This window comes from Mycolicibacterium sp. XJ870, from assembly GCF_053483975.1.
The window spans coordinates 215,747-241,970 of sequence record NZ_JBEFTI010000003.1; the positions used below are offsets into that span (position 1 = coordinate 215,747).

Genomic DNA, 26,224 nt, shown 5'->3' on the forward strand with positions numbered 1-26,224 from the left:
TTGATGTTGCCTTCGGCGTCCCGCGATCTTCGCCGAGCGTTGGAGGCAATTGCTTCTCCGCCAGTGTAGATCTCGACCGGCCACAGCTACCTCTTGACATTTGCGGCGGGGCGCGCATTGGCATCATATCGCGGCAACCGGCTTAGCTAGCGCGCAGCGCCACGGTTACGGATCTCCTTTCTGGTGCACTAGCCGGAGGGGGGCGGCGTTGGGGGCAGTTTCGGTCGACGGCGCGGTGCGGCGGGCATGGCCGGGCGCGGTTGGTCACGATGACTGCGTCGTGGCTGGGCGAACCGGAACGGTCGCCCGCTGTCTGCACGATGTGGTGTTGCAGTGCTCGGCGGTGGGGCTGCCCTTGTGCGGTGGGCTTGTTCGGTGTGGGCCGCCGGCACGTGCGGGCGAGGCGAGCGGGTGAGCACCGGCTCGGTGTGTATGACGCGCCGCGGTTGCGCGCTTTGAACGTCGATGCCGAGATAGCGGTCTTCTTCTCGGGTGCGGATGATGCTCACCGGGACCGGTGGCTCGTCGCGAACCGTTACCTCCATCGTCGACCCGGCTTCCTGCGTCAGCACCAGGTCGGCGCCGCCGGTGAAGCTTTCCCCGGAATCGGACAACGTCAGGACGGTCCGCGCAGGCACGGTGTTCACCGGGGAGCCGTCGAAGACGGCGATATCGCAGTCACGCGCGCCGGCCGTGGCATAGAACAAGCGCTGCGGATCGTCGACCGTGGCGACCAATCTGTCCCAGCGGGTGCGGTCGTTGGTATGTAGGGCGACCACAGAGCCGGTGACCACGGCTCGGAGTACCAGTTGGTGCGCCAGCGGCAGCTCGATTCGGGCGTCGACGCGCAATCGTTCGGGTCTGCCGCTGTGGTCGCACAACGAGAGAGCCACTATCGCCCCGTCTGCGTGGCCAAGGATTTGGCCGGCGGGACCGATGGGCACTCGCACATCCTCAATAGCCGATGCGCATGTGGAGGGAATGTCGGTCGCCAAGCTGACGTCCCCGCCGGGCAGCGCGGCCTGCAGCAACGGTTCCTGGATCCCGGCAGGCACATTGAGGGCACCGCTCGGTGGGCGCTGGACTTCGCCCAGGGTGGCATAGCGAACAAGCGCGCCGATGCGTGGGCCGTCCGCGCCTGCGGTGAGTCTGATCATCATCGTGGTGTGCTCGGTGCGCCAGGCCCACCACTGGTGCAGTGCGGCGGTGCTGATCTCGGTCGGGTCAGCCAGGTAGGTTGTCACGTAGCTGGTGTCTGTCTTGATCGTCGACCATCGTTCGCGGCATCGGTTCGCCGGGATGCCGCCGAGGAGGAGGTCGGCGAGGCTGTTGAGCTCGGTGCCCGACAACACATAAGCCCGGATCTGTTGTTCGCCCAGCCGCTGGACCACCCGGTGGGCGGCAGTGGCCAGCGCCCGTGGCGCTGTGGTGAGCGAAGGGCCCCGCGCCGAGATGCCGTCGAGGTTGTCAGTGACGTTGAGGCGCAGCACGAGCCAGGATCTGCGCTGTGCGACGATCGGGCGGGATCCGACGAACTGCGAATACACGGTTCGGTACGCCGAACCGGCGGGCACGTGCTCGCCGGCGCAGACGATGTCGATGTCGATGTCGAGGCCGTACCGGTGCATCAACCCCGCGACCATCCCCACCGGCAGTTCGCTTGTGGTGAGTGCACACCCGTCATCCTCGCGGGCGACGGCCAAATTGGGCGCCACCTCTAACGCGGCGACCAATATGCCGCCGTCCCAGCGGATTCCGGCTTTACCCGCCAACACCTCGACATCAGTTGCGGCGGGCAACTGCCGTAGTGGGCTTCGCCGCCGCCGAAGGAACCCGACCACCACGATCAGCCAGCCGGGCAGCACGGTGCGGCCCCCGAACGTCGCGAACAACATCACCGCTGACAACGACACCGTCAGTCCGCCGGCCCCACGCGGCAGTTGATGTCCGGCGGCCAGCGGCGCGACGACACATGCGACCAGGGTCAACATCAGTGCGGCACCGAGACGTGGTGTGCGCCGCCGTCGCTCAGCTGTCATGTTCGGCGGCTTCCGCTTGCCCGGACGGTAATGGCAATAATCCACACACAGACGGCCAACAGTGCAATGGCTGCCGAGACGATGCCGGCCACCATCTTCGGCCGCGCGTCCGGTGGTGGCGGCGGCGCCGGGATGGCCAGTTCCGAGGCGGACACGGTGATCTCCGGCTCACCGGTGATTGGTACGTCGTAGGTCAAGGCGGCCAGTGGATCGATCATCCCCCGCCCGACGACGTTGTCGATGCCGCGTGCGGGCGCGTGAGCGGTGTTGATGATGCGGGTGGCGACTTGGCGGGCCGAGAGCTGAGGGAACCGGGACCTCAGCAACGCGGCGGTGCCGGACACGAACGCCGCGGCGAACGACGTGCCGGCGATGGGCACCAATCCGCCCTTGTCACTTGCCATGCCGTTGATGACCTGGTGCGCGTCGCCGTTGGTCAACGACACGATCCCTGATCCGGGTGCGGCGACATCGACCCAGGGACCGGCCATCGAGTGTTGGCTGCGAATGCCATCGGGAGAGACGAATCCGACCGACAGCACCAGTTCGTCGAACCAGGACGGTGTCGACACCGCGGTTGCCGCCGTCCAGTTGCGGGTGTCTTGTGGGTTGGCCGGATCCATCGGCGGGTTGCTGGTGCAGCCGGTGTCTGTGCGGCCGGCCTCAAGGCCACCCACGTTGCCCGCAGCGGTGACGACCAACGCGTCTTTGACGTCGACGGCGTAGCGCAGCGCACCACCGAGTGAGGATTGGTCGATCAACTCGTCGGACTTCAGGCACGTCACGACGCTGATATTGATCACCTTGGCGCCGAGATTGGCTGCGTGCACGATCGCCCGGGCCAGCGACCGTATATCACCTGCGGTCCGAGACTGGTTGGGATCGTTGGTGTTCAAGCCCACCGATTGCGGAGCGAAGGCTTGCGAGGTTTGGCGGATCGCCAGGATCTGTGAGTTTGGCGCAATGCCGACGAACCCGTCGTCGGGGGAATGTGACGCGCCGATGAGGCCGGCCACGATGGTGCCGTGACCTTCGCAATCGGTGAATCCGTCGCCTGCGGCGTCGACGTAATCTCCGCCGGCCACCATCGCCGGCAACCGCGGTTGTGGCCGCACGCCGGTGTCGATGACGGCCACCAGCACTCCGGCACCAGTAGAGAATTTGTGGATCTGGTCGAACTGGAGGGCGGTGGCGGGCGGGGGTGATTTGGCCAGATCGGAATTGGGCAGCACTCCCCCGACGATGCAGCCACTGTTCTGGCGCATCGGCACTTCGGGGCCTGGCGGCCCATCTGGTGGCGCCGCGGCGAGGTCGGACCGCGGAGGTGTGACGGCGTGGGCGGGCGCGACGGGTGCGGTCGCCAACACCAGCGCGGCGGCGAGCGCCGCCGCGCGCCGCCAACACCGACGGGTGTCGACCGCTCTCACCACAATCCGTTTCGCAGGGCGGCGTAAGCGCCGACGATCCAGAACGCCAATGGTGCGACCGCCAGGATCGCGACGAACTCCAGTTGTTCGATCCGTCGCAGCGTGATGGGCGACATCTTCGCCCCGGGAAGTAGCAAACCGGCCAGGACAGCAAGCACACCTGCTGCGGCCACCGCGGCAAGCACACCGAGCTGCGCACCGGGGGTGTGCACGCCGACCACGACGACAACGGCCACGCCGGCGGTCAGGGCGAAGGCGCCGCTGAAGAACACCACCGAGTGCAGCCGGTCGGGGAGCGACCGGCCGCGCAGCAGCATGATCAGTACCGCCAGCAGCGCGAGAGCCAATTCGCCGTAGAAGTAATGGGTTCCGGGCCTCAGGGCCGCCACCGCACCGACCACGAGTGTGACTGCTGCGGCAATGAACAGTCCGGTCAAGTACTTGTTTGCGATCCGAGATCGCCGTTCCAACTGGCGATCCTCGTCGTCGGACAACGCCACCGAACGCACATTGTCTGCATCGTCGAAGACCTCCACCTCGAGGGCGGCTTCTTCCAGCTCGGCACGGTCGATGTCTTCGCCGGGCACCGGCAGGCTGGGTGGGCGAACCTTGGCCCGCAGCAGCGAGAGCGCGGGCGCGCCCACGATCACGATCATTCCGATGACAACCGCACCGGTGCCGACTTGGCGGCCATCGAATCCGGTGAAGGTCAGCAGTGCGGCAGCCACTGCGGCGATGCCTGCTCCGGTCACCGCGGCGGTGTGCACGGTGATCCCGATGCCGGTCAGCCGGACCACCAGCAGCGACACCACCCCGGCCGCCACCGACGCGACGGTTGGATTGGCTGCAGTCCAGGCGCCGTTGGCACCATCGACCGGAGGCACGGCCACCCAGCCCGCGGCGAACGCCAAGGGCAGCGCCGAGATCCCCAGCACGTAGGACAGCGCGGTGGCGCGTCGCTGCGCGACCGCGGCGCCGACCACAGCCAGCAGTGCCGGCGCCGCCACGGGTGCAAGCCACCACTGCACTGTCGAGTTCGACCACCAGGCCAGCACCGTCAGCGTCGCCAGCAGCAACGCGAACGCCACCAGTGCGGTCAGGGCCAGTGCGCGCGCGGTCGCCGCTGTGAAAGACGGGAACCGCACGGCGTTGAACTCGGCCAGCGCGTCCGGGCCGTCCTCGATCAACGGTTTGAAGACTTCGGTGGAGTGCACTTCCCGCAAGATCAATCGATCCCCGTCGAGAACACCCAACTCGGCGAGGGCCTGGGAGCGGGAAAAGGGCATGCCCCCTTCGGGCGCCAGCGAATACACACCAGTCGGGTTGAATTGAACCGAAAGGCCTTCGTCCGCCAGAGTGGTGGCAAGGAATCTGGTGAGACCCTCCATGACCACCGACAGCGGGGCGTGCGCCACGAGAGACGTCTCCACCAACCAGGTACCGACGTGGATGGCGACGCGCACCTGTTCGGGGACGGCCGCGACCGGGTCCAGTGCTGCGTTGCGCTGCTGGGGTGTGTCGTCGAGGACGGGCAGTACCACTGACATAGACGTTTGCCCTCAGTCCTTGGCGGACGGCTGCGCCGGTGGTTGCGGAATCAGAAAATCGTCTGCGAGAACTGCGGCCATCTCTTCGAATGCGCGCCGTGTCCGGCGAGACAGCTTGGTCAGATCCACCGCGACGCCTTCGTCGAGGTGTTGGTCATAGGCGATGTGGTGCATCTTGATCTGTTGGCGGACGAAGAACTTCTGCAATTCTGCGATGCGCATCTGAGGTCGGGCCGACGATTCGTTGATGAGCAGCACGGTGCGGGAGAGCAGGCCCTCGTGGCCGTGAAACCTCAACCAGTCAATGGTTTTGGCGGCGGCCAATGCACCGGAGCGGGTCGGCGGGATCAGCAGCACCAAGGCGTCGGACTTGTTGAGCAGTTCGCGGCTGACCGGCGTGTGCAAGTCGGTGCCGCCGTCCCAGATCAGCAAACTGTAGTAGTGCGAGGCGATCTCGTGCACGTCACGGATATCTTCAGGTACCAGCACCCGGTCGCTGTCTGCCCGCCACCCACCGGTGAGAACATGCAGGTTGGTGTCCGTGGTGGATAGGTACCGCTGTACGAAATCACGTTGGGACAGATCGCTGGCGTTGAGAAGATCCAACATGGTGTGATGCTCCGGATGGATCGCGGTGCGCGTGTCGAGGTCTCCGGCAGCCGGGTCGACGTCGACGGCAAGCACCCCGTCCGGCCGCAACGATGCGAACACCTGGCCCAGCGTCGAGGAGACAGTGGTCTTGCCTGCTCCGCCTTTGAGCGTGAGAACCGCGACGGCATACATGGCGTTCTTCGGCGCCCGGATGCGTCGCACAAGGTCGCGGTGCCGTCGCTCTTTCACCGAAGGACCCAGCCGCAGGCCCATCCCATTGAGCGTCCCTCGCCATCCAGTCATGGCGCGTGGAGATTGCTCGTCTTGAGACACCGTGACCAGTTCGGCGTGCAGACCCGCGGTGGCCGCCTGGATCGGAGCCGAGCGCCGGTAGTCGTTGTCCGATCCCCCAGCGGTATTCGGCCGGATTGCGGCAGGTGAACCTGCACTGTGCCACCCTTCGCTCAATGGTGGCGGCGAACCGCCCGCGAGGTTCACCGGTCCCGGATGGTGCCGGCGCGGCGGGCCCTGAGCCGCACGCACATTGGCGTCGTCGGCTCCAGGCGGGGGCGGCAGTGCTGCCCCCCCTCGGCGGTCGGAAGACGTTGGCGCGAAACCATTCTGCGATGGGGAATACGTGGCTTGCCGACCCGCGTCCGCGATCGGTGTTGACCAGCCTGCCGGTGGCCCGGGCAGGCTCTGCACGCGATCGGCCCCGGAGCGGACGAATACCGTCGTCACGTCATCGGGTGACAACGCGGATGGGGGCCACGACTCCTGGTCTTGGCCGGACTCGGCTTCTTCAGCCATGCCATTTCTCCTTCCCCGCAAGGGATTGCGGGTATCGTCGGCTCTGCGTTCGCTCGCCGCTATGTTGCTGCCGTCGCAGCGAACCACGTTCCCGACGGTGTCATCGCGATCAGGTCGTCCACGGCGGCCCGGAACCTTGCGTAGCTTCCGGAGCCGAACGTGGCGAAGATCTGTGACCCCTGCTTGCGCGCACCGGAAATCACCCGGCCGAAAGAGGTATCGGCTACGGCGATTCCGGCTGGGGTCATCACCGATTCCGTCCCCCGATTCTCGTGTATCACGATCTCGCAGCGTTGGCCGCTGTAGGACGACAGTTCATTGAGGATCCGCGCCGTTGCCGGATCCACACCCATCTGGCGCAGCGGTCGCTGGATCTGCCCGGGGGCGTTCTCTGCGATGCGTCGAAACTCGGCCAGCGGTGCGGTGACGGTTTCCATCCGCGCCGGCGGCGGCGCCGCAACCGTTTCGGATTCCCGCATCGCCGCCCACAACGGCGCGGCGACAACATCTTCCACCTTCTGCCCATCCGACCAGATCGCCTGAATGACGACTTCGTCGTTGCGCCGCACCGCCATCACGTGTTCGTCGCCGCGACGCGCGACGACCACCCGGCGCATCCGCTCGCCGTTCATCGCGCGTAGCGACACTTCCATGTCGGGGCGTTCGAGCACGCGAAGCCATCGCTTCAGGTCGGGCTCGACGTTGCCCTCCGCGTCGAGCAGGCCCGACTGCACCAGCACAGGCACGGTGAGGTCATCGACCAGGTTCTGTTCGGCGCGGTAGTAGACGTTCGAATACAGCGCCAGCACAGTGGGAAAACCCTCGATGCCCAGCAACCGTTGGAGGAACAACGCGCCGTCGACGTTCAGGTAGGCCGCCGCCAACATCTGTTTTCCCACCACGATTACGACTTCCCTTGGCTGGGTCGGTCAAGTCACCCGAGCGCCCCACACCGAGAGTTGTCCCGGGTGGGGCGCTTACTCGGGCGATCAACCACCGATCTGTGCAGCGTGTCGTAGCTCGGCCGCGCGCATTGCATCGGCAGCCGCTCTCATCTTGGGCGGGGTCGCCCCGCACACAGCGGTAACCTCCGCCTTGGTTTGCTGAAGCTTCAGTGCGGTGACCGCACGCGTGTCCGACCCGTCACCGGACGAAGTGCCGTCCAGCGATGCGTTGCTGGCCTGGAACTCTCCCAGGAGCCTCTCCAGGTTGGCCCGCACCGCGTCCAAACGGGTAGCCAGAGCGTGGATGCCGTCGAAGTCGTATCTGAGTAGATCTGCCGAAATTGCCATGGTGTGCTCCTCGTTCTCGTTTCTCGCCGTTATGAATCGTGGCTAGTTCTCAGACAACCCGCGGCAACATGCCGGCATTTTCAGTGTCCGCAGCGTCGTACTGGCCAATGCCCTGCTGCAGCACGTCAGTGTGGTCACCGAAGCGCGCGTTGATTCGCGTTGCCGTGGCAACGATTTCGTTTCCGAACTGCTCGAATGCGACGGAAAATGCGCCCGCTGCGACCAACTTGATGTCGGCCGCGATCTGCGCCATTTCCCTGTTGGCGGCCAGCAATTCGCCGACTATGTTGTCGTGAACACCCACCTGTGCCGCTTGATTGCCCTGGTCCTGACTGAGTGCCTGAATCGCCATTGTTGTATCTCCTTACGGTGCAAAGCTTTCGGGGACGCTGTTCCTAGTCGACACGCACTCGTGCGCGTTGCACCCCGAACAACCCTGAGCGCAAGTTCTGTTGTGGTCGCGTCTCATGAAGCCTCCTGTCTTTCGCGGGTCAGATCGCCGACCGAAACAGTTTCGACCGGGTTGTTGTCGCCGTTCCCCCACACCGGGATGAGTTCGGTCACCGGCCGTTTGATCGTGTGGTCCTGATCGCGGCCGTGGTTGGCACCGGCCAGCGGTGCCATCGTGGGACCGATCGGCCGCGCGGCGGCGCCAGAAGGCGCCGCTGCCTGCGGCGGGGTCACCGCGGTTGCCGGCGGAACGTCCCAGGACGCCGGGAACCGGAAGCCGGTCGAGGCGCCGGACAGTCCGCCCAGCCCCGTCACATTAAGCCCAGCGACTGCTGCACCACTTCCCGAGCCAACGCCCGAAAGTCGGTCCAGGGCCGGGGAATCCGCTCGGGTATCGAAGAATCCCGGTTCATCGATGCGGTACTCCGGCGAGATGTTGTTCGTAAGGTTGCCCATCAGGGAGCCGACTATCTGCTGCGGAACCTGAACGACCTGTTGACCAACCTGCTGCGCCTGCTGAAAGAGCATGCCCGCGGCCGCGGCGGCGTATTGGGGGGCTTGCTGGAGGGCCTGTTGCGCGAGTTGATCAAGCTGATCCAAATGTGTCTCTCGAAACCGTGAGATCGCCGCTTCGGCGTCGGCCTGGGCGCGAATCGCCGCCAACTGTAGCTGTTCTGCCGGCGTCGCTACGTCCTGCGATTGTCCCGGGGGCACCGACGCATCGGTGGTCACCAACGGTGCCGGTGAGGAGAAGGGTTCGAAGGCCGTGTTGGCCATCGTTGCCCCCAGATACCCCGCCTGCACCGCCATGTTGTGGAAGCCCATCAGGGCGTACTCGATTTCCTTGGCGGTGATGATGGGAAAGTTCTGCCCGATGAAATTGGTGGCGATCGCGACCGCTTTGGTGACCTTGTTCTGGACGATTCCGGGCATCGGGACAACCGAGCTGTAAGCGGTGGTGAACGCCGCAGCCTGATTAGCCATGCGCCCCGCGGTTGCGATGAGCTGGCCGTGCAGCAGCCGCAGCCACGCGATGTGGCGGGTAAGCGTGACCGCAACGACCTCCGACGCCGGTCCCTGCCAGCCGATCATCAGCCGACCCAGGTGGGCGAGTAGCACGTTGATGTTCGCTTCATAGGCGTTCGCAAAGGTGGTGTACGCCTGCGAAGCAGCCAGCATCGGTCCCGCACCCGGGCCCGACATCAGCCGGCCGGTGGTGATTTCGGGCGGAGCCCACATGAACGCCCCCTCTCGATCGGCACGCGTGGCATCAAAACGCGCGGCTCAGAGAAACATCGACGCGTTGGCCGCGTCCTCGAGGCCGTAATTGACGCCTGTCGCACCCAACACCTTCGCGTAGCGAGTCTGTTCGACGGCGAGTTGCGCGGCGACAGCGAGGAATTGGGCGGTATGAGCGCTGGTGTTCACCACGGCCAGGGCGGAAGCCTCGTCCGCGGCGGCTGGCGCCAGCGCGGTACCGGCCGGTGCCCCACCTGCCACGACGGCACCGGTGCTTTCGACGTCGCTTGTGACCTCGGCCGCCCCGGTGATGAGTACTGGGATTTCAACCTGGGTGATCATGAGCAAACCTCCGTCGGGAGTTACCACTACTACCGTCGTCGGTAACTTTACCTATGTTGGGAAGTATTGCAACCGGTTTCACACCGATTTGCTGTACGTCTTCGTGACGGCGAGGTTAATTCCTGGCGGCGTTGTCCCATGCGCGGGTCGAGGCCGGAGTATCCGTTGTCAGTCCGGAAAATCGGCGAAGTCGTCGAACTCGGCTTCGGGAACACCCGACCACGCCGCCTGGATCCGTTCCGTGCGCCCGAATGCGGTTTCCACGTAGCGCGCGCGGCCGGGTATCCCGAATCTTTCGAACTTGGTTTCGCCGACCGCGCCGTCGAACTTGTCGGCCGACAGCAACACAGCCGGCGCCCGGTCCTCAGCGAGTTGTTTGAGGATGGGATCGCTATGTTCGGACATCATCAACCCTTGGGAGTTGCGCGCAATGACAAAGTGGAATCCACGCGCCAGCGCGTCGTTGCGCATCCACGGCGCCAGCTCGTGGACCGGAGGACTGGAATGTCGGGGCGCCACGATCTGGTAATCGTCGATGACGATGAAGATCTCGGGCCCCTGCCACCAGGACCGCGCCTTGCGCTCGGCAGCGGTAATCCCGGCCGGTACGGTCCGGGACGTCAAGTCGTAGCGGTCTATCAGCGCATTGATCGCAGGTTCCAGTTCCTCATCGCGGCGCACGGTGGCGACCACATTCTTCTCGTCTATGCAGCCAAGATGGCGGCTACGCGGGTCCACCAACACGATCACCGCGTCGTCGTGGGTGGCGAACTGCCGGGAAATTCCTTCGACGATCGTCCCGATCAGCTCGCTCTTGCCGGACTTCGGTTCGCCGTAGATGGCCAGGTGCGGCTCGCGGTACATCTCGGCATAAGCCACGCCCAGCGTCGACTCCCGGATACCCAACGGCAGCCGCAGCCGCCGCCTCGGATCATCGCCCATCGGCGGCACCATGGCGGCCAGGTCGTTGCGGACCAGCGAAATCGGCAGCGTCCGTACTCTTTCCGCACCCGCCGCGAAGCTGCGAGCGACGGTGCGCACCAGCTCGGCCAGCCCGTCACCAACGCTGGCCGCGTCGGACACCCCGTCGATGCGCGGCAGTGCGATGAGCCCCTGTAGTTCGGAGCCCGTCGTGATGGCGTGCCCAGGCTCGTGCCTGCGGAGTTTGGCCAACGCGGCTTTGATTCGCGACATCTCACTGTCGCTGTGCAATTCGACGAAGGTGTGGATGTGCGGCTCGATGCCACGCATCTCCACGGTTCGCGCTGTGGTCAGGACCAGGTGCACGCCGTAGTTCAGCGCACCGGAGATCAACGCCTCGACCTCCCCGCCGCGGAAGTGAAGTACCGCGCCGGCGGCCACGGCAGCGTCCCAGCCGTCGATGATCAGATATACGTCGCCGTAAGGGTCTGTGGCCGGGTACGGCGAGTCCGGCTGGGTCCGGAGCTTGCGATACTCGGCGATCGTGCCGATGCCATGTTCGCGAAACAGCCGTTCCCGGTCGGTGATCAGGGTCTTCAGCTGCACCAACATCCGGTTGATCGCGTCGGGTTCGGCGCGGGTTGCCACCGTGCCCACATGGGGCAGCAGGGCCAGCGGTCCGAGCCCGCCGCCGGCATAGTCCACGATGTACATCTGGACCTGCTGCGGTGTGTTGCTCAATGCCAGCGAGGCCACCAGCGTCTTTACTGCGGTGGACTTGCCCATCTGGCTACCGCCGGTGATCAGCGCGTTTCCGGTCACGTCCAGCAGCCATTGTGGTTGGGCGTGGTGGGCCGGGTCGTCGAACAAGCCGAACGGCACTGTGAGTTTGGGCAGCGAACTGTCAACCGGCGCAATCCATTCCTTCAAGCCCGGGTCGACCGCGTCGAGGGGATTGGTGATGAGCGGCGGCAGCCACATCCGGTACGGCCGCTTGGCGGTGCCAAGCTTCAGCCGTTCCACCACAGTGGTGAAGACCGTTGGAGCGGCGTTGATTTCGTCTTCGCTCCGTTCCGGCGTAGTCAACTCGACGGGTATGCCGGTGCTGGGCAGCGGCTGGGCGGCCGCGGTGAACGGCTGGGGCCCAAATGCGTCCGAATTCAGCGACTCGCCGTTACGCTGGAGTCGGTCCTCGACCGGTGCGGCCGGAGGGAAGTACGCAGCGCCGGTCCAACCGGAGTAGAAGGTCGCCATGTCGCCCCCGGTCACCTTCAGCACACCGTGGCCGGGTTGGCCCGGCAGCCGAAACGCCGCATCCGAACCGTCCAGCAAAGCACGCGAATCACCCGCGGTGAGCGTCTTCAGACCGATCTTGAAGCCGATGTTGGCTTCCAGCCCGCTCGTGCGTCCAGCCGTCTCGAGTGTCTGGGACGCGAAGAACAGATGGATGCCCACCGACCTACCGACCCGGCCGATCCGTTTGAACAGATCCCCGAAATCGGGGTGCGTCTGCAGCAATTCGGCCCATTCGTCGATGATCACCACCAGTGACGGCAGCGGCGGCAGATCAGCACCACGTTCGCGCTGGATCTCGTAGTCCCGGATGTCCTTGATGTCGGACCGCGCAAACCTTTCGTTGGCTTCGCGCAGGATCACGTAGCGGCGCTCGATCTCGCCGTTGAGCATTTCCCGCATGCGTCCGACGAGATGTGCCTCTTGCTCCATGTTGGTGATAACCGCCGAAACATGCGGAAGGTCGCCCATATCCAAGAACGTCGCGCCGCCCTTGTAATCGACAAGAAGCCAGTTGAGCATGTCGGGGCTGTGCGTGATCGACCCGTTGGCCACGACATTGCGCAGAAACTCCGACTTTCCCGACCCGGTGGCGCCCAGCAACTGCCCGTGCGGGCCGGTCCCGCCCTCAGCGGCCTGCTTTATGTCGAGTTCGAGCCGATCACCGGACTGGGTGAACCCGATAGGTATCCGAAGCCGCCGCCGGTCGGTGTAGCGGGTGATCACGCCCCAGGTCTCCATCGGATCCAGTGCACCGGGATCGCGCAGCCTCATCAACGATCCCCAGTCCCGGCCGCGCTCTACCTGTTTGGTGGCCCGGGACATGTTGCGTAACGTGGCGACCTCGAACCTCGCGAGCTGGCGCGCAACCGTGCGCGCATCGCCTACAGAGACCTGATCGGCCATTGCCACCCTGATCGGCTCGGCCGTCGGCCGCTCGGCCTCGCTACGCCAGACGCTGCCGTCGGTGTCGCAGCGCAAGGTGATGCCGTCGTCGGCGGTCAACGCATTGGCCGGCGGGTCGATGAGCAGCCATGTGACGTTTCCCAGTGGCGTGATCGCGGAGTCGATCAGCTTGTCGGGCACCGCCGAATCGACCACTACCAGCACATGACGGTAGCCGTCGCTGGTGATTTCACGATTGGGATCGAAGTTGGTCTCGAAGTCCGCCACCCCCTCACGGCCGCTTTCTTCGTCGGCGCCGACCCCTTTCGTCAGCGTCGACCAGTCGAAGTACGACATGCGTGCGCTGCCAAGCCGATCGAGTTCGAACGGATGTTGATTGTGCGGCAGCCATTTCAACCATGACCACTGCGCACCGTCGGGTTCATCGGTGAGCGCGACGATCGCGAGATTGTCAGGTCCGTGGGTCACCACCGCGTGCAACAACATTGCCCGCACCAAACCCAGCGCCACGTCGCGGTCTCCGGTGAAGCCGATCACCGGGAACCGCGATGCGGTCAATGCAACAGGCATACCACGCACAGTGGACTGGTGCCGCAGGAAGCGAACGGTGGTGACCCACGAAACCGGCTCGAGGAACTCCCCCGGCGGTGCCTCGGGCACCACGATGCGGGCGGCCAGCTCGACCTCGCCCAACCCGTACCGCAGGGCAGTGAATTCGTCGCTGGTCGGCATCACCTCCCACATTCGTTCCGTACCAATGAGACTCGGTAGCATCACCGGGTCCGGGTAGAAGTACTGCAGACCTTCGTGCATGCTCAGACCACGCGCGAAAGCCTTCTCGCGAGTCACGCTCAACGCTCGGGTCGAAGATTTGCGGTCGGCGAGCACCTGTGCCCGACTCGTGCCGCCGCCGCCTGCACCGTTGAGCGCCATCCCCCCCACGCCCAACAACATCATCATCGGGAACATGATGTACATCGGGTTGAACTGACGTCCGGTGCGCAGCATCAACGCCACCATGGCGATCACGACGACCACCATCATCACCGGCAAGCCGACCGTCCGCCACTTCGGCTGTGGTTCGCCTTCGTCGATCTCGTTCGGAGGTGGGACATCGATCTCGTCGCGGGCAATGCGCGGCGGAGTCGGCCTGTTGGGCGGCCGGAAGAACGAGACGCGCATCGCTACCTCACTGCTTCGGGGTCGATTCCGGCGACGAGCTGATCCGGTGGCACACCGTCGTGTCGGATCAGGGCGTCGCGCTGTGAGAGTGTGGGTCCGATGGCGAACAACGACACCACCACCCAGGGTGCGCGCACGGGGTTGTGCAGACCCAATGAGGACAGTGTCTTCTCTCCATTGGCCCCCGCGCTGTCCAGTCCGAATCGAACGCCGTTGTCGGACAGCCAGAAATAGCTTCCACGGTTGCGAGAATCCGGTGCCGCCCCGGTCACTTGAACGAACCGGCCGGTGGTGGTCGGCATCGACGTGCGGTCTGCGGTGGCGCCGTCCGAGTAGGGCGCCGTCACCAGAGGCACCATCGCGTCCTGGCGTTGCGGTGTCAGTGGAAGCGACCGGCCGGTGAGCACTTCGGTGCTCGCAGTGGGGTCGTCCCGATCGTGCGACCATGACCAGCAGGTCACGGGACTATGCGTGGGCGGCACCAGGTGCACGGCCGCAGCCGGGTAGTAGTCGACGGACAGCTGTCGTGACTTCGGGTAGTCGGCCAGCTCGTCGGGCCCGATCTCAGCCGGTTCGGTGCCTGCCTGACGATTTGCAGCGCGGATCATGGTCGCCGCCGTCACCCCCACCTGTTGGACTCCGTCGGAGAGCACCACGTAATAGCTTGATTCACCGTTGAGTTCGGCAACCTTGAGAATTGTGCCGACCTCGAGTCGGCGCTGAGAGGCAAACCTGGGCACCGTACCGACTTCGGCGATCACCGGCACAATCAACGGCGGCTCGGCCGGCAACGCATTGAACAGGCCCTGGGATATCGGCAGCACGCCGTGGTCGGTGCGCAACCCCAGCGCATCGGCGACCACGGCATCGGTGGGGTCGACTGCCGCGCGGACCACCACGCCGTCGGGGCGCGCATACACCAGCCAGGTCTGGCTGCGATAGCCGACAAGTCGGGCCCAGGCTCCCTCGATCGCCGTAATGTTCTGGTCTCGGTCGAGTGGTCCGCCGATCACGGTCGTGGTCACCGGCGACAGCGCGCTCGAGGGCAATCCCGACACCGGGTCGAGGGGGACTGCTGCGCCGGTGGCAGTGGTGTCACACACGGTCCATACCGACGATGGATCGTTGCTGTCACGGATATCGACCGGGGCGCCGACTATCCCGACCAGCGAACCGCGTGGGAGCTTCGCGATCTCGGAGGGGCGGGCACGCACCGGGTTGTGCGGGGCACCCACGATCAGGCGCGCCGAGGTCAGGTTGGTCACCGGGTCCAGGCGGTTCCCGACGCGGACGTAGAGGGCGCCGGAGTCCTTGTCTGCGACGATCTTGGCGTCAGCGACCAGCCCGGCCGGGGAGATCAGGCCCCACACCAGCGCGCCGACGCCGACGATGACCGCAAGGATCAAACCCAGGGCCAGTGGCGACGCCTGGAACCGCTGGGGATCGTCGATCATCCGGGTGTCGCGACGCACCAGTGCGTGCTGTAGGCGTCGGTAGAGGAAGCGCCAACCCGACACCTGATAGCGAGCGGTCAGCCGGAAACCATGGCGGCGGCGTTTCTCGGGACCGTCGAACTCAGCCACCTGCTGCAGACCCTTCTCTAGCCTGTCAGCGGAACACGTTGCGCCTCAGAGGCTTCCCGAAAAGCCGCCGCCACCTCCGCTGCTTCGATGGTCACCAGTTGGTCCTTGGTCATCGACTGAAAGTCCATGTGACGCAGCCGATCGTCACGGATCTCCGCGGCTTTCTCGGTCACGGTCCGAATGAACCTTGCGTTGCCCGCCATGTTCATCGCTTGCACCATTCGTGGCTCACCACGCGCATCCTGGTCGGGTACGGTCAGCGCGACCAGTTTGCGGACATGTTCCAGCAGCACGTCGTGTGCAGCCGAAGAGAACAGGGAGGAGTTGTCGGCGGCCATCCGGTCGGCGATCAATGCCAGCTCTTCAGCGGTGTACGGCGGAAACTGGATACGGGTGGTGAAGCGGGACGGCAGGCCCTCGTTCATCGTGAGGAAGCGATCGATGTCGGCGTCGTACCCGGCGATGACGACGACCAGCTTCTTTGCGGGGTCGGTTGCCCTGCGTTCGTTGTCCATTCGCGCCAGCAGCGTGGTGACGGCCGCCTCGCCGTAAGCGTCGCCCTCGGAGTAGCCTTTGCCAAAGAGCGCATATGCCTCGTCGATGAACAGCAAACCGCCCAATGCTCGGTCGATCACGGTGTTGGTCTTGGCTTCCGACTTACCCAGGTACTCGCCGACAAGGTCAGCCCGGCGGACTTCCTCGACCTCGGGCCGGGCGATGATGCCGAGCCCGAACAGCAGCTTGGCCAGCACCCGGGCCATAGTCGTCTTGCCGGTGCCGGGCGGGCCGGAGAATATGAACGACAGCGCCAACTCTTTGGTCTGGATGCCCATTTCGGCGCGCTTCTGCGCCAGCATCATGCTCGACTCGAGCCGGCGGATCTGTGTTTTGACCGCTTCCATCCCGATCTGCTTGTCCAGTTCGGTCATCGCCTCGACGCGGATCGTTTCCCTGCGTCGTTCTCGCTCATCGGTTTCGAGCTGTGCCGCCGACCGGCCCGAATCTGGGTCCCACACGTCGCTACGGGTGGCCAGGGATTCGGCGGTGACGACGTCGATCTGTCTGTCCGCTTCGTCGATGGCCTGAACCACGTCGGGGTCGTTGACCACGGCGCGCAATTCCCGGAATGCCTGCATGGCTTCGTCCCGGCGACCCTGTGCACGCATGGCGTAGCCTCTGGCCAGCTGCAACCTCTGATAGACCTCGGCGGGCAGGTTATCCCGACCCAACCCGCTGTCGGCCCACCATTGTGCTTGCGCAGCGTTGCCGGTTCCCAACAGCGCCCACACTTTCCATAGCAGCATCCCCAGGTTCAGATACTCGACGAACAGACGGCGGCGGGCCTTCTCCGCTTCGCTGACCGATGCGTCGGGTTCGAGGCTGCGCCAACGGTGTTGCTGCTCGAAGGTCAGCACGTCGGGCCACCGGCGGGCCAGCCCGAGAAGGCACAACCGCACATACTCCAGCAGGTCGACGTCCATGATGTCGCCGGACTGCAGACTGGACTTTTTCAACTGACGCTCGATCACCTCGGCGGCAGTGGCCAATTGAGGCTGAACTGCCTCGGCCAATGCCGCCGCGTGGGCGATCGCCAGATGCACCTCAGTGTGGGTAGGCAACTGTAACCCGAACGCCCCCAACGTCATTGTCGTCACCACCCCGAGCTGATCCGGTGACATGCGGCCATTGCGGCCCGACACCGACCGCAGGGCGACACCCAAATTACGCCTGGACTCGTAGGCGCCGCCGGTGACTTCCAGCGTCCGCTCCCCGGTGGCCATCCAGCCCAGCCACGCATCACACATCATGGGGTCGGCTTGTACAGCTTGGGCGAATGCTTCTGCAGCACGTTCGGATTCGCCGTTACGCAGATGACGCAGCCCCATGGTGAATACGTCCAACGGTCTGGCAACGCCAACAGCCGTCATCACACGCTCATCTCCGTCATCTCAAGCCCATAGTGGTTTCGTGGGTCGCGACCTGCGCCGACCCTCGACAAAGATCTGTCCGCCGGCCACACCCGTGTAGCGATCGGTGGTCGCTTGGTCCTGGCAGGCGACCCGGATCGGGCATCCGTCGCAGAACACTTGCGCCTCGGCCAGTGCAGCGCGCGCCTGCGCTCTGCTTCCGGTGGTGAACACCTCAGCAGCTGATCGCTCCCAGCGGACGATTGTGTCGCGGTGACGACCACAGTTCGGCGGGGCCAGGTGGTCCGCAGCGGTCAACTCTGTCCTCCCTGTGCGTCAGGTTTTGACCGACCAAGGATAACCCCACACCGGAAAAGTTACCACTCCAGGGCACTTTTGCTCGCGTATCTCGCCGACCCGCGGGATAGCCGGCCGCCCAGGGGCTCGCCCCTAGTCCGCTGCCTTCGATGTGCCGAACGGCGCACTTACCGTTTGGATCTCCGGAGTGGCCCCGAAATTTTGCTCCACGCCGGATGGTGGCTCGAACACTTTGCGGTCCGGGAAGATCCGAGTGTCACGACCGACGCCCGAACTGCTCGAACCGGTACCCCCCATGGGGTGCATCGGGGGCATCATCGGCATCATCGGCATACGACTGGCTGCGGTGCCGGTGGTCGTGGCGGCAGTGGGCGACGAGGGGATGGCGGTCGGCGACAACGCCGTCGACGCGGTAGCCGGAGCGACCGTCGGGCCGGTGAAGCCGGCGGGCAGGGTATCGCCGGCGCCGAGGCCGCCGAGGCCGCCTCCCCCGCCCGCACCCAGCCCGCCCCAATCGCGGTCGGTGCTCTCGTCGTCGAAATCCGCGGACGCATCGTAGGAACCCCCGGACGCCGAGTCGCCAATCGTCTGCACAAGCTGACTGATCGCTTGCCCGACCTGCTGGGAGACCTGGGTCATTTGCTGACTGAGCTGCTGGACTATCGCAGCAGCGACCTGGGCCGCCACCCCAGCCACTTCTGCGGCCTGATACTCCGTCAACATCGTCTCGGCCAGCTCGCGAGCCTCCTCGTCGATGGATGCCAGCTCATCGTCGGTGAAGGAATCATCGGCCGTACTGTCTGCGATCGTTTCAGCGATCATCGAACCGGACTCTTGGTCCTGCGTTTCGATCGCGGCGATCGACGTTTGGGTGGTGTTGTCCAGGCTCTCGGACTGGCTTGCCACGAAGGTGGTCGCGGGCACCAGCGCACTGTGCAGAGCCTGCATCGCCGACGAGATGAGCTGGCCCACAGGGCTGTTCGCCTGCACGGGTGTCAGCGCGGACTCAACACCGTGCGCGAGCTGTGTTCCCGTGGTTTCACCAAGTGAACGCATGCCGTCGCTCAGCGCGCGTTCGGCAGCAGGCTCGAGTTCCAGCGGCTTCATGGTGACACCGTTTCTTTCGCCGTGATCAGTTCCATCAGCATCGACCAGCAATAGAGCGCATCCTCAAGCGCTTGCCGGGCATCGGGATCACTCAGCGCGGCGACGGCCTCGGTTGCGTAGGCGGCGACCAGCAGCTGTCGACAGGGACCGCCGCCGGTGTCGAGTTCACCGACGGCAACGTCGCGCACATCCAGCCGCGCCAGGCGTTCCAGGGAGCGGATCCGGTCGAGTTCTGAGTTCAGCTGCTGCCACCCCAGATCGGCTGAGTTGTTGGGCCGCGGTTGCGCGGCGAGGGTGTCGACGATGGTCCTGGCCGGACCGCCCAGTTCGGCTTGCTGCACAGCGTCGAACGCCAGCCACAACGCTTGCTTGCGCTGCTGTTCGGGTTCGGTGATGTTGTCGGCGAGCTCCTGATGCTGCGGGCTCACCCCCAACGCCTGCCGCGAGACCTGCGCCACCTGCGAGCGCGCGGCGGACGGGACATGCACGAAGGCAAAAGGGATTCCGGCGGCCAATGCCGGCGCGCTCGTGGCCGATGACACCAGCGCTGACAGTGTTGCCCCGGGAATGGCGGCCGCATACTCCAGGACGACTCTGGCAGGGTCGCGCAACCCTTCCCATCGCGTGCAATCGGCGTGGGTCCACGGCGTCACGATGTCAGCCGGTAGCCGGGCGCGTCTCGGAAGCCACGACCGGCCCCGGTCGGTGGTGACCACGATCTGGCGCCGCGCGTCGGTGACCAGCATTCCAGCGGCCCAACACACCTCGCCGCCGCCGCCGGCCGATTCCACCACCCACTGCAAGGCGGCCAGATCGCGGTCGGTCACCGACATCATCGCGCCCGCCCACTGGCCGCCCAGCGGTCCCACGAAGACGCTTGCACTGTCGTCGAGGCCACGCACGAACGGGATCGGTGGCGGGACTGGGGCCGTCGACGTGGGTTGGCCGGTGCCCGGCTGACTGTTCGACGACGACTGGCCGGCATGCATCGGCGTCTGCCCGGCAGCGCTGTGTGCCACGGCCGGTACGGGTGTCCCCACCACAGGTGTCGGCGCGACCACCGGAGTGGGCGAAATCGCCGCAGGCACCGCCGCTCCCGGTACCGCCGCGGGCGGCGATGGCGCCAGCAACGCCGAGCCCGTCACCGGCGAGAGGGGAGTCATCGGCGGCGCTACCGGCGCCGGGGCCGTGGGCGCGGGCGTGGGCGTAGGTCCCGACACCGGTGCCACTGCGGCGGATGCCGATGCCGCGGCCAGGGAACTCGCCGCGGCCAACGGGACCCCTGAGGCCGACAGGTTGGTCACACCCATTCCCCCGTGCCCGGATTCGGATAGCTGATCGGCCGTCGTCGGCCCGGCTGATGAGGACGCACCTTCCGACAGAGCGGCGTCGTTGCCTGGGGCAGTTATCGAGGCACCACCCTGATTCGACCCCGACATCAGATCGGCAGTCGTGTTGGCGGTCGGCATCGCCTCGGGGGTGGACCCGCCACTGACAGGCGTCGAGGGTGCGCTCGTACTGCCGTCGACACCGGTGGGCACCGCATTGCCGGGCGCCCCATTGCCGGCTGTCACGGTACCGGTGTCGGCGCCGGATGCCACCCCGTTGCCGGGCGCTGCCGGGCCCCCAGTCCCCGAACTGCCCGGTAGGGAATCCTGGCTGACAACCGCCTGCCCCGGTGCGGACGCAGGCGCATCGCCCGCCGGCCCCAGGAGGTTGTCCCAGTCGCCGACGAGCATATCCATCGGCGATTGGTCACCTGCACCATCGGATCCGGTGCCCGCCCAATCCGGTAGGGCGGCAAGGCTTGCCGCCGCCGCTGCCGAAATCACCACGACCTGTTCTTGGGCCTCGACGATGACCATGCGGACCATCGCCTCAGGATCCTGACCGGACGCGATGAGCGTGGCTTCACTGGCTTCGATGGTGTCGATCAACGCCTCCGCCGCCCATACGACACCGGCCATCTTGGTCAACATCCCATTGAGGGTCGCAGCCCACGCAGCGAGAAGCGCGGCGGCCTGGCCGACCTGACTTCCGATGTCGCCGACCTGAACGAAGAATTTCTGCCAGCTCGTCGACATGGCCGTCACCAGCGTGCCGTCGCCGTGTGCGAACATCCGGTTGGAGTTCACCTGCCCGTCGAGGGATGCGCTATCGACGCCGTCCGCCACGCTGGACAGCGTCACCGATCGATCCGACAGCAGCCCGGGCTTGAGGTTGTTCTCCCAATACGGCCCCAGGATCTCATCAGCGTGCGGCGTCACCGGCTTCTCGATCATTCACACTCCGTGAATCTCATCGAAAGGTGCAGACGTAAGTTGTGAGCCACGGGCCCAGCCGTCTGGTCACAATCCTTGTACTTGCGAAATCATCGCACAACCCCGAAAACAAAACGACCTCAACGAAACCCGGCTGCAAGCCGAAGGCATTGCAGCGGCATCCGCGGTTTCCGTCGCCGAGAAGCGAAGTGGTGGATAACTCAAATCGCCCAGCGACACTCAGGACCATTCAGCCCGTCCATCGCCGCGAACGAGATTGTGCACAAAGCGACGGAATCGCCTGGTAAATAGCCGCAAATCCGCCCTGTCGCAGTTGGTCACACGGTTTCGAGATCCGCCGGGTTGCAAGTGCGGTCCAGAACACATTCTTGGGGTACCGTGTCGAAACACGTTGGAGGGAGCGGGGGTTCATATGATGGCCAACTCGGAGATACCGTCGAGATGGCGGCATGTCCGACGAGGTCGCTGCCGGTTATGACCGTTACTCTCGCCGGGTTGTGGCGGGCCGGATGAGCTAGCAGGTCCGACAACTGGCCGGACTGCCAATGCTATTCCAGCAGAATCGCATTCTGGAGGCCGGCCAGTAAGCGAGTCCCGTTGCTCAGCGCTGTAGGCGCGACATTGCGCCGTTCGAAGTATTACTTGTGGCGAGTCTGGCCCGCGACTGCGGTGGCGTGAGGAATGCCGGCGCCTCACTTCCAACCACGTGCGGGCCGCTAGTGGGCGCCGATCGGCCTGCGTCAACAGAGACCGACTTTTGCAATTTACGAAGTGGGAGGATCGATGACTGAAACGAATGTGCTTGACGGACAACACCCAAAGGAGGTTGACGAGAAGCCGGGATTACGGCGGGTGATGGGCCCGGGCCTACTGCTGTTGTTCGTCGTCGGCGATATCCTGGGCACCGGCGTGTACGCACTGACCGGCGATGTGGCGGCCGAAGTCGGTGGCGCAGCCTGGCTGCCGTTCCTGGTGGCCTTCATGATCGCCACCGTTACCGCCTTCAGCTATCTCGAGCTGGTGACGAAGTATCCGCAGGCGGCCGGAGCGGCTCTCTACGCGCACAAGGCATTCGGGATTCAGTTCGTGACCTTCCTGGTGGCATTCGTGGTGATGTGTTCCGGAATCACCTCCGCGTCGACAGCGTCGAGGTTCTTCGGCGCCAACATGGTCAAAGGCTTCGGTTTGGAGTGGGGGCCGGTCGGCGTCGCCGCCATTGCCCTGCTGTTCATGCTGCTGCTGGCGTTGGTGAACCTGCGCGGGGTCGGTGAGAGCGTCAAGCTCAACGTCGTGCTCACCATCATCGAGGCCACTGGACTCATGCTGGTGCTGTTCGTCGGGCTATGGGCATTCACCCGCGGCGGCGACATCGATTTCGCTCGTGTGGTGGCGTTCGAAACCGACTCTGAGAAGAACGCCTTCATGGCGGTTACAGCCGCGACATCACTGGCATTCTTCGCGATGGTTGGCTTCGAGGACTCCGTGAACATGGCCGAGGAGACAAAGGATCCGGTCAAGATCTTTCCCAAGGTGCTGCTGACCGGTCTGTCGATCGCCGGTGTCATCTATATCCTGGTGGCCATCGTCGCGGTCGCGCTGGTTCCCGTGGGCACGCTCGCCGCAAGCGACACCCCGTTGGTGGAGGTGGTCAAAGCCGGAGCACCTGGCCTGCCCATCGAGGACATCTTTCCGTTCATCTCAATGTTCGCGGTGTCCAACACCGCATTGATCAACATGCTGATGGCCAGCCGGCTCATCTACGGCATGGCCCGCCAGCACGTACTTCCACCCGTGCTGGGCACGGTACATCCGAGGCGTCAAACCCCGTGGGTGGCCATCATCTTCACCACACTGATTGCCTTCGGACTGATCTTCTACGTCAGCGTATTCGCAAGCAGCAGCGCGATCTCCGTGCTCGGCGGCACGACATCGCTGCTCTTGCTCGCAGTGTTCGCCGTCGTCAACGTCGCGGTGCTGGTGTTGCGACGGGATGTGCGTCACGAGGGTAAGCACTTCAAAACGCCGACAGCGCTTCCTGTGATCGGCTTTATCGCCTCGCTATACCTGGTATCCCCGATGTCCGGCCGACCGGTGCAGCAGTACGTGGTGGCACTCGCGCTCATCGCGATCGGCATCGTGCTCTTCGGCATCACCATGCTGATCAACCGGCAACTCGGCATACGGAATCCCGTCATCACGGACCCGAACCAGCTGGGCGCACCACCGGATTAGAGCCTGAATATTGTTCGACCCCCGCCAGGGCTTCCTTCCCTGACGGGGGTCGAACGACATCGGAAAGAAGACGACCGTGCGGGCCTCAATGTGGGACGGGTGCACCGGCCGCCTGGGCGGGTGTTCGCGGCGGACGAATTGTCGGCTCGTCGCAAACGGGCATGCCCTTCCATTTGCGGATCATGCTGGCGCCGATCACCGTAGCGGTGTGCGTACGCAGCAGACTCGCCGGCCCGGCGAGCATGTGGGCGAGCTTGAGAAAACCGACGTACTGGTCCGGATCTGTCGGCACCGAACTGGTATAGGTGTTCAACAACGTTTGGATGATCCCGTTCGTCGAGAACCGCCGCCCATTGGTCAACCATGCCCGGTCGCCGGCTGTGGACCAGATCCAAGGCCATTTGATGATGTCCATCTGGCGGGATTGGAACGATCGCAACGCACGGTGCGGCGCGGTCCTTCCGCGGTGGGCGAGAATGTGGTCCAGCAGTTCCGCTTCGCACGCGGCGACGGTTATCCCCTGCCCGTATACGGGGTTGAAGCTGCACACGGCGTCACCGATGGCAATGAGGCCGGTGGGCCAGCCCCTCAGGCGATGGTATTCGTATCGCCGGTTTGCGGTGGCGCCGTATCGGTAGATCGGTGATGCGGGTGAGAGCTTGCCGAGCAGGTCAGGTACCTCGCTACGCAGTGTGTCAGCGAAGTCGAGAAACCCGTGCTCGTCGTTGGGTGGGTGGTCTCCAGCGGCGCCCTGAAGGGTGCAAATCAGCCGCTGGCCCTCGACCCGCAGGGCAAAGCATCCGCGGCTGATCGCTGGGGCTTCGGTGAACTCCACCAACAGATCCCAGTCGAAGTCCACGCCGGCTGGAATGTCGTAGATCCGCGTGGCGTAGGCGAGTTGGGCGTCGACTGCGATCATGGCGGGGCGCGGTAGACCCTGCGCCTCTAGCCAGTCCGGCAGGTGTGAGTTGCGGCCGGATGCCTCGACGACGAGGTCGCCGTGGATCTCGGTGATCTGGGCAGAAGAACGCGCCCCTTGTTCGCGGGTGGCGACGCCGATCACCTCACGGCCGCTCGGATCGGTGACGAGGCCGGTAACGACCACGCCCGTTCGGTATTCGACTTCGGGCAGCGCCCGCACGCGGGCCCGGATGGCGTCCTCGAGCGCCGGCCGGCTGATCGACTGGATGTTGATTGCGGTGGCTGTCGCCGGTGCCGGCCCGCCTGAGAAGTACAGGCGTGCGCGTTGACCGAAGTCGAATGAGATGGCACCGAGCTGCGAGAGCTCGGCGCCGATCCCGGGAAACAGGTTCTCGGTGATGGTTCGGCTACGAGCCAGCAGCAGATGGGGATGCCTGGCTTGCGGTGTGCCGCTACGGAACTCACCCTCAATAAGTCTGTCGCGCTCGAGAACTGTGACGTAGTCGAAGTGATCGGCCAGTACCCGGGCGGCCAACAGGCCCGCGACTCCGCCCCCGACGACGATCGCATGCTCACCGCTGTACCGGATCATAACGAGACCAGCTCCCCGGCAACGGCTGCGCCGTTTCGCCCGTTGGTGTTGACCCGGCCGGATTCGACCGGTGCACCGAGATCGTCGTGGCGCGAGTAGGTCCTGCCGGTTGTGAGGCGGGTCTGCATCGAGTGAGTCATTGCGGTCCGCGCCCACATCCCGAGGCGTTCCTGCAACTGGGTCATTCCCGGTATGAGCCTGCGCGGCACTTCTGTTGCGGCGCGCCCTGCCGCGATGGCCACCACCGCAGCTTGGAAATGCTTGTCATCGGGCAATCCGAGGCCGTCGCCGTTAACCTTGCCGAGAAGTAAACGGCTGTAGCCGCATAGCAATCCGGTGGCCGTACGCCTGCCGAGGCTCGGTAGCAAACCTGTGCCGTCACCCATCAGCATGGGCCCAATTGCGTTGGTCAGAGCGTTCGCGAGCCGCCGCGAATCGTCGTCGGGGTGAAACTCGTAGTCGGATTGGATCCACAGCAGTCGCCAGTTGTCCCGCTCGTTGGACGGCAGGATCTCCGGGTCGACGCCGAGGAGATATCCGACGTAGCGCCATAAGTGGTACACGGAGTCTTTCTCGCGGTCGGTGAACCGAATGCCCAGTGCTTGGGACCCTACGATGTTGGCCAGCCCGAACAACATCAACGTTCCGGCGAGGGTGGATTGGTTGATCGGGTGGTCCCAATCCCGGTGGTTCCAATCCGCTCGGCGGCTCATGCCGGCGCGCACCATCGCATGCATCAGCCGCACCCGCAGGGTGCCGGTGAAGCCGGCTTCAAATCGGTTCAGAGCACCCCGTGTGGAGACATCCGACGCCCACATTGCGGTGTCGCACAACCGCCGTACGGCCTTCTTGTCCAGATCCCCGGTCCCTACGAGGGTCTTCGCCACCCGGGATGCTAGGTAGCCGCCCATCAGGGCGAGCATGCCCAGTGAGGTCATCCAGGTGATCGCGCCTGTTCGCCCAATCACTCGGGAGGCCAGGTCCAGCTTCTGCTGGTCCACCCAGTACGGCATGGCATCAACCTGAGCGAAAAACGCGACCAACTCTGCGGGGGGCGAATCCACCGCGTCGATACCGTAATCGACAGCTGTCTCGAACATTCGTCGGCCCTCTCCGACTGGAAGGCTCCGGAACATGTCGACGACGGCGTCGGCCAACGGATCACCCATTTGAGTGAATCGAAGATATGCGTCGCGCTGGCATTGGGTCGGCCGAATGTCGCCGACGTCGAGCATCCGAAGTC

18 protein-coding genes are annotated in these 26,224 nt (G+C 65.0%); 1 reads left to right on the plus strand and 17 read right to left on the minus strand.

Annotation, left to right across the window (positions count from 1 at the left end):
- Nucleotides 1-188: 188 nt before the first annotated feature.
- The 15 genes from eccE to ABQF30_RS15915 all read right to left on the minus strand — a co-directional run bounded on the left by eccE (nt 189) and on the right by ABQF30_RS15915 (nt 21,236).
- Nucleotides 189-2,039: a type VII secretion protein EccE gene (gene eccE, locus ABQF30_RS15845; protein ID WP_448465349.1), complete on the minus strand. Its 1,851-nt coding sequence runs from the start codon at nt 2,037-2,039 to the stop codon at nt 189-191.
- Entirely contained in the window at nt 2,036-3,466 is a 1,431-nt protein-coding gene (mycP, locus tag ABQF30_RS15850) for a type VII secretion-associated serine protease mycosin (protein WP_448465351.1), read from the minus strand. The genes eccE and mycP overlap by 4 nt, the downstream gene beginning before the upstream one ends.
- The gene (eccD, locus tag ABQF30_RS15855; protein ID WP_448465353.1) at nt 3,463-5,013 is read right to left on the minus strand and encodes a type VII secretion integral membrane protein EccD; all 1,551 of its coding nucleotides are present in this window, start codon (nt 5,011-5,013) and stop codon (nt 3,463-3,465) included. Before eccD ends, mycP begins: the two co-directional genes overlap by 4 nt.
- Before the next feature lie 12 nt (nt 5,014-5,025).
- A complete protein-coding gene (locus ABQF30_RS15860) occupies nt 5,026-6,414 on the minus strand; it encodes a MinD/ParA family ATP-binding protein (protein ID WP_448465355.1) in 1,389 nt (462 codons plus the stop codon).
- 59 nt (nt 6,415-6,473) lie between these two features.
- Complete coding sequence (locus tag ABQF30_RS15865) at nt 6,474-7,316, minus strand: ESX secretion-associated protein EspG (protein ID WP_448465357.1); 843 nt, start codon at nt 7,314-7,316, stop codon at nt 6,474-6,476.
- A gap of 87 nt (nt 7,317-7,403) precedes the next feature.
- Nucleotides 7,404-7,706, minus strand: coding sequence for a hypothetical protein (locus ABQF30_RS15870; protein WP_448465359.1), 303 nt, complete (start codon nt 7,704-7,706; stop codon nt 7,404-7,406).
- A gap of 49 nt (nt 7,707-7,755) precedes the next feature.
- Nucleotides 7,756-8,058: a hypothetical protein gene (locus tag ABQF30_RS15875; RefSeq protein ID WP_448465361.1), complete on the minus strand. Its 303-nt coding sequence runs from the start codon at nt 8,056-8,058 to the stop codon at nt 7,756-7,758.
- Between the two features lie 113 nt (nt 8,059-8,171).
- Nucleotides 8,172-9,395 (minus strand): PPE family protein, encoded by a 1,224-nt coding sequence (locus ABQF30_RS15880; RefSeq protein WP_448465363.1) that lies wholly within the window; start codon nt 9,393-9,395, stop codon nt 8,172-8,174.
- 45 nt (nt 9,396-9,440) lie between these two features.
- Nucleotides 9,441-9,737: a PE domain-containing protein gene (locus ABQF30_RS15885; RefSeq protein ID WP_448465365.1), complete on the minus strand. Its 297-nt coding sequence runs from the start codon at nt 9,735-9,737 to the stop codon at nt 9,441-9,443.
- A 168-nt stretch (nt 9,738-9,905) separates the two neighbouring features.
- Complete coding sequence (gene eccCa / locus ABQF30_RS15890; RefSeq protein ID WP_448465367.1) at nt 9,906-14,039, minus strand: type VII secretion protein EccCa; 4,134 nt, start codon at nt 14,037-14,039, stop codon at nt 9,906-9,908.
- Between the two features lie 2 nt (nt 14,040-14,041).
- Nucleotides 14,042-15,622, minus strand: a complete 1,581-nt coding sequence (gene eccB, locus ABQF30_RS15895) for a type VII secretion protein EccB (protein WP_448465369.1) — start codon at nt 15,620-15,622, stop codon at nt 14,042-14,044.
- Between the two features lie 17 nt (nt 15,623-15,639).
- Nucleotides 15,640-17,550: an AAA family ATPase gene (locus ABQF30_RS15900; RefSeq protein WP_448465371.1), complete on the minus strand. Its 1,911-nt coding sequence runs from the start codon at nt 17,548-17,550 to the stop codon at nt 15,640-15,642.
- Between the two features lie 21 nt (nt 17,551-17,571).
- The gene (locus ABQF30_RS15905) at nt 17,572-17,847 is read right to left on the minus strand and encodes a hypothetical protein (RefSeq protein WP_448465373.1); all 276 of its coding nucleotides are present in this window, start codon (nt 17,845-17,847) and stop codon (nt 17,572-17,574) included.
- Between the two features lie 132 nt (nt 17,848-17,979).
- Complete coding sequence (locus tag ABQF30_RS15910; protein WP_448465375.1) at nt 17,980-18,954, minus strand: hypothetical protein; 975 nt, start codon at nt 18,952-18,954, stop codon at nt 17,980-17,982.
- On the minus strand, nt 18,951-21,236 hold the full coding sequence (locus ABQF30_RS15915; RefSeq protein WP_448465377.1) for a hypothetical protein: 2,286 nt from the start codon (nt 21,234-21,236) through the stop codon (nt 18,951-18,953). The genes ABQF30_RS15910 and ABQF30_RS15915 overlap by 4 nt, the downstream gene beginning before the upstream one ends.
- A gap of 783 nt (nt 21,237-22,019) precedes the next feature.
- Between ABQF30_RS15915 and ABQF30_RS15920 the strand changes: the two genes are divergently transcribed.
- Complete coding sequence (locus ABQF30_RS15920; protein ID WP_448465379.1) at nt 22,020-23,468, plus strand: APC family permease; 1,449 nt, start codon at nt 22,020-22,022, stop codon at nt 23,466-23,468.
- Nucleotides 23,469-23,553: 85 nt separating this feature from the next.
- On the opposite strand, the gene ABQF30_RS15925 is transcribed toward ABQF30_RS15920, so the two are convergent.
- Nucleotides 23,554-24,981 (minus strand): FAD-dependent oxidoreductase, encoded by a 1,428-nt coding sequence (locus ABQF30_RS15925; protein ID WP_448465381.1) that lies wholly within the window; start codon nt 24,979-24,981, stop codon nt 23,554-23,556.
- Nucleotides 24,978-26,150 carry an oxygenase MpaB family protein gene (locus tag ABQF30_RS15930; RefSeq protein WP_448465383.1) on the minus strand — a complete coding sequence of 391 codons (1,173 nt, stop codon included), beginning with the start codon at nt 26,148-26,150 and terminating at the stop codon, nt 24,978-24,980. The genes ABQF30_RS15925 and ABQF30_RS15930 overlap by 4 nt, the downstream gene beginning before the upstream one ends.
- Between the last annotated feature and the right edge of the window lie 74 nt (nt 26,151-26,224).